Source organism: Synechococcus sp. B60.1, from assembly GCF_047462555.1.
In the GTDB taxonomy this organism is placed as follows: domain Bacteria; phylum Cyanobacteriota; class Cyanobacteriia; order Thermostichales; family Thermostichaceae; genus Thermostichus.
This window is the reverse complement of sequence record NZ_JANSJN010000097.1, coordinates 1,464-6,535: the sequence shown is the minus strand read 5'-3', so window position 1 is coordinate 6,535 and position 5,072 is coordinate 1,464. Positions and strand designations below refer to the sequence as shown.

4 protein-coding genes are annotated in these 5,072 nt (G+C 61.4%); all 4 read right to left on the bottom strand.

The features are described 5' to 3' along the window. Positions 1-97 precede the first annotated feature (97 nt). The gene (locus NW863_RS10550; protein ID WP_414366231.1) at positions 98-490 is read right to left on the bottom strand and encodes a hypothetical protein; all 393 of its coding nucleotides are present in this window, start codon (positions 488-490) and stop codon (positions 98-100) included. 13 nt (positions 491-503) lie between these two features. Beyond that, complete coding sequence (gene cmr4, locus NW863_RS10545; protein WP_414366230.1) at positions 504-1,274, bottom strand: type III-B CRISPR module RAMP protein Cmr4; 771 nt, start codon at positions 1,272-1,274, stop codon at positions 504-506. A 44-nt stretch (positions 1,275-1,318) separates the two neighbouring features. Beyond that, the gene (locus NW863_RS10540) at positions 1,319-2,443 is read right to left on the bottom strand and encodes a type III-B CRISPR module-associated protein Cmr3 (protein WP_414366229.1); all 1,125 of its coding nucleotides are present in this window, start codon (positions 2,441-2,443) and stop codon (positions 1,319-1,321) included. Next, a partial coding sequence (gene cas10 / locus NW863_RS10535; RefSeq protein WP_414366227.1) for a type III-B CRISPR-associated protein Cas10/Cmr2 occupies positions 2,440-5,072 on the bottom strand: 2,633 nt, incomplete at its 5' end. The genes NW863_RS10540 and cas10, both read right to left, overlap by 4 nt.

The window sequence follows — 5,072 nt, the reverse complement described above, 5'->3', positions numbered from 1 at the left end:
TCCAGAATGCTCTCGCAGTCTTGCCAGGTAAGAGAATGAATAACCACTCGGCTGCCTTCTTGCAGGGAAATCGCTTGCAGGGGGATCGCGACGCCCATTACTCCCCTCCTTTAATGTCGTGGTAGATGGCCATGGCCCAAAAGCCAAACTCCTGAGCCAAAGCCAGCCCTAACCCTGTTAAACCTAGATACTCTTCGACTCCCAGTCCCATAAGACGATCCAGACCATTGGAGTTAGCAATTCCCTTCTGACCAGAAATCTCTTCCAGGCAATTAAAGAACTCCTTGACCACTTGCTTTTTGCCGTCTTGGCCGAGGGCATCTTCTTCTGCCTTAAGGCGCAGCATGCCCCAGGTGGAAAGGTAGGTGTAGAGTTCCACAGCCTGGTTTTTCTGCTCCTTAAGCTTTTCTTGGTCTCTGGTTTGAGCCCTTAACTGGCGAAGGGATTCGTAAACAGGCTTGGCCAACGTGCGGGGATCAAAAGTTTCCATAAAACCTCCTCAACTAGTTCCAAGACAACTCGACAAAGCCCCGGCCTAGGCTCTCCTGACCGCCAATTTGCAGAAGCTGGTTATCCTGCAGAAGCTTCCGAAATTGCTCCACTGCTTTTTGGGAACTGCCATTGGCTTGGGCTGTTACCCCCCAGGTAAAGTACATCAAGCTATCGGGGGGAATGGCCTCTTCGTAGCGAAAGCCGCCTTCTACAACTTTGTGCTCGCTGAGCTTAACTTTCACCTGCCGCCACAGGCTCATTTGAATAAGGGTGGCACAGTGCTGATCCGGCAAAACGATGACGCGGGTGATGCTGGAAGACTTGACAAAGTCTTGCCAGTTGGCCCACTTTTTCAGGCCATTTTTCAGGATGGCATCCTTGAGGTAGAGGGGCCGGTTTGTCTCCAAGTTGGTGCTATAGGGATCCGGCACCTGCAACTGCTGGCCACTTAGCCGCAGCCAGCGCTTGAGCAAGAGGGGGCAGCTCATCCAGACTACGCCGTGGCTGAGGGAAGCCACCGGCACCCACAACAGGGATCCATCCCCAATCCAAATGGAGCCTTGGGTAAGCTGATCCCCCTCCCCAATTTCGTTGCCAAAGAGCTCAAACTTTAACTCTTTCTCAGCCACACTGGCCCGCAATTTGCCGCGGATGGTGCTGGAAGGAATGTAGGGCAAGTTGGTGTGGGCTTCGCGGGCAATGCCCAAGAGGTTGCCTTCTTGGGTGGTGCCGCCGGTGTGCAGGGGGGTTAACAGGGTGAGATAGACCAGGTGAAAAGTCATCGAAAAAACACTCCTTATCGACAAAGAACAGGGCTGCAAAAGCATCAGTTAACCCAAGGCAGCCAGAGCAACTCGCTGTAGCCCAACAGCCGCCAGCGGTGGAAGACGTTGAGCCGGCCATCTTCCAGCTCCGGCTCGTCCTGCCCAAGGGGAGCCGGCTGCTCCAGGTAGTAGACGCTGCCGGGCGGGGCGGCAAACACTTGCGGAGCCGGTAAGCTGGTCTTGCGCGGCTCTGTTAGGGAATCCACCTGCAGGCGGCCGCTGATGGGAACCGGCTTGCCGGTGGCCACGCTTACCAGAGGGCCGGTGAGGGAGTGGGCAGGGTGGGGGGTGGCCAAGCGCCATTCCCAGGGCCAGGCGCGGCAGAGGGAGCGCCCATCCACCTTCTTGATGAACACTCCAGGCGTAACCAGGTAGGCCAAGGCCCGCCGGGTTTGCCGGAAGGTCTCTTGGGAGAGCTCCTGCAGCGCTTGCCACTGCTTGCCCAGCTTTGGGCAAGGGCCCAGGAGAGCGCCGTGGCCTTCTCCCCCCAGCCGCACCACCTCTTCTTGCTCCAGGGGCAAGGGATCCCAGGTTTCGCGCTCGGGATCCCAGCACTCGATGGAAAGAGCCAGGCTCCAGCCGGGCTGCAGGCGGATGCAGGTTTCCACAAAGTAGCCATCGGTTTCTCGCACCTGACGTTTGCCTGCCTGCAGGGTGTTGTGGGGCCGCACCTCTGCCACCCAGGGGGGCGGAACGGCTTGAGCCAGATCCCAGCCCTTGCCCTGCAGCGCTTTTTGCACCGCCTGAAAGGGCAGGTAGCCGGCGGCCTTTTGCTTGGGGCTTGGCCGTTCCTCCTCCGGAGCTGCCGCTACCAAAGGGGCCGGCCGAGTGGGATCCCAACGGTAGCCGCTGTAGGAATGCTCCTCTTCCAGCCAGGGGATGGGCACCAGCGGGGATCCCTGGTCAAGGTGCAGGGGGCTGGGGAAGTAAAGCTGCTCATCCCAGCAGAGGAAGGGGCCGCGCAGGCGCAGGGTTGTCGGCTGGCCCAGGTGGGCCAGGATGGCTCCGGCCAGGGTGTGGCCGCTGGGCGGAAAGCCGCTGGTGGCCCAGGCCCGCTCCCCCGGCGCAAAGGGCCTGGCATCGCGAAACATCCACACATCCAAAGGCGATAGCGTGAACCAACTCATCGACCGTTCCTCCCCAATTTCACGGTGCGGTTGCGCAGCACAAAGGCCGCTAGCTTAAACCAGTTTTTGATGGCCAGATCCCAGGCTGCCGGCTGGGCGGGCAGGCTGTGCTGCCAAAAGTGCTGGATAAACTCGATTAGCTTGGCTTGGAAGCGATCCCTCTGCTCGCTTTCGCCGCCAAAGAGATCCCGGCGGCTACAGAACAAGCGGGCCCAATCGGGCACAGCTTCCAAGCTGGGGGCGGGGTGCTGCTCCCAGAGCTGGGCAGCCTGCTCAAACAGCGAGCTTTGATCCTGCTGTTGGCCCAGCAACTTCCAGTCAAAATCCAGCAGGTCTTTCCACTTGTCGAAGGTGTCGAACTTGCTGGTGCCCACCAGTTGGTTGCCGTTGGCAAACAGTACCCGCACCTGGACGCTGTCCTTGGGGCTGCCATGGGCATAGGCCTGCCCTTTGGCGTCTTTTTCCGCCTCCCAGAGATTTTCCAGGGCAATGGCCAAGGGCACCGAGTGGTGGGCAATCACCACGCCAAAGCTAATACTGGCCAGGGATCCCAGAGTAAAAAGAGGGCGGCGGCTGAGGCCAGGCGGCAACTGCGCCTTTTGCCACTGCCAGTAGTCCCCTTCGTTGGCGAACTCCCGCCAGTCGTCTTCGCCGCCGCGGAAACATTGGCGGATGTCCCAGAGCCAGCCATCCCACTCCCAGAGGTTGGTATAGGCCAAAACGTCGTCTCCCCCAGCGTAGATGAGCCTGCCGGCGTAGCGCTGCTCGGTGAGGTAGGGCACCAACTGGCCGGAAAAATCCAACAGGGCGCGGCTGAGGGCACTGTGGGTGGCCGGGCCCATGCGCTTGCGGCTGGTTTTAACAAACTCGCTGAAGGCGTCCTTGACCTGGTCGAGCTCCTCGGAGTTGATGACCTGGCCAATGGTGTCCTTCTGTTTATCGGCTAGGCGCTGCAGCGGCTGGGGCAGGTAGTCGTAGTAGGGTCGCATCTTCTCCCCCCTCAGCCACTGGCCCATGTCGTCGCCGTCGCCGGCGGCCAGCACGTACCAACTGGCGGGGTTGATGCTGGGGTAGTAGCGGCTGAGGGTGGCTTCTATCTCCTGGCGGCAGCGCTTCTGGGTTGCTGCGTCTGCTTCCAGGTCTTCCACCAGCCAGCCGGCGTTGAGCAGCCGCGGGTGGTAGCGTAGGTTCTGCTGGTCGGCCCACGGGATCCCCCACTTGCCGCGCATCTCCCGCAGCACTTCCCGAATGCCGGGGTGGATGGCCTCAACGGCCCGGCAGGCTTGCTCCAAGTGCTCCTGCTCCCGTCGCCCGTGGGTTTTCAGGTAGCCGGCCACACCGGCGGTGAGATCGGGGTAGGAAGCGGCAATCTTGTCTTCATCGAGGTTGGGAAAGAGCTCCGGCAACACCTTGTCCAGGGCCCGCTTGACGGTTTCGGTGGCGTTGAGCTGCTCGCGGCCATCGAAAAGCCCCGCCTGCCGCTGCCAAAGCCGCCGGCTCTCCCCTTCGCCAATCCAGCGATCCCTGGGGGAAGGGTGAACCACCGGCCCCAGGCCGGAGACGGTGCTGCGCGGTCCAAAGGCCACCGGCAGTTGCCAATCGCGGGCCTGTTTGCAGGCAGCCTGCAGCCGGCGCGTCGCCTCCACCGCCGCTGCCCACCAGGAGCCGACGTTCAGCCCCGGCTTGCCCTGGCGGCGCTGCTGCTTTTGGGGATCCCAGAAGCTGATCCGCAGGAACTTCAGCTCCGCGTCGGCAAAAAGCTGCCGCTCTTCTGTTAGGTGGTAGGTGCGGTTTTGGGCACTGACCCAGGGATCCCGCTCGATGGACTCCTGGGACTTGAGGATGGCGGTGTCTTTGAGCCTTTGCTGGGGGGATCCCAGGGGTGCTGCTGCCCAGTAGAGCTGCCACTGGTGCTCCAGCCATCCCTCCCAGGTGGGATCCTCCGGGCGCAACTGCACCAGCCAGCGGCGCTCCAGTTGCAGGTGCTCCAGCGCTCTTTCGGCCAGGTGGCGCCATTCTTCTTTGAGGGTCTGCTGGGCCAACTGCATGGCCGCCTCCACCCGCTCTTCCGGCAACAGCAAGAGGATCACGTTGGGGAAGCCGGCGGTGAGCAGGGCGTGGGCAGAAGGTTGAGGGATCCACTCGGCAAATTTGGGGTACTTCTCCAGCAGCCAGGCATCGATCAACGGCTGGCCGTAGAGGCTGGGGTAGAGCAGGCAGTCGGGGCCGTATTTCTCCGCTAGGCGCCAGCAAAGCCGCGCCGAGAGGTAGTGCAACAGCCAGGATCCGGCCCAGAAATCCCGCATCTTGCGGCTGGCTTTAATCAGCTCCTGGATGGGGTTGAAGGTGAAGCTGGCCAAAAAGGGCCGCGTGAACTTGGGCTCGTCGTAGCCGGCCAAACAGCCCGCCAGGGCCGCCACGACACTGGTGTGGCTCCACAGGGATCCATCCGGCAGCCGCGTTTCCGCCGGCAAAAGCAGGAGGTTCTCATCGCCCAACTCCCGAACCAGCGCCTGGGGAAAACAGCGCCAGAACCACCAGAACACCTTCTGGATATCTTCCTCTTCTTGCCGGATCCAATCGGGAATCACCTTTTTCTCTAGCTGCATCAGGTGCTCGGCGCGGGAGC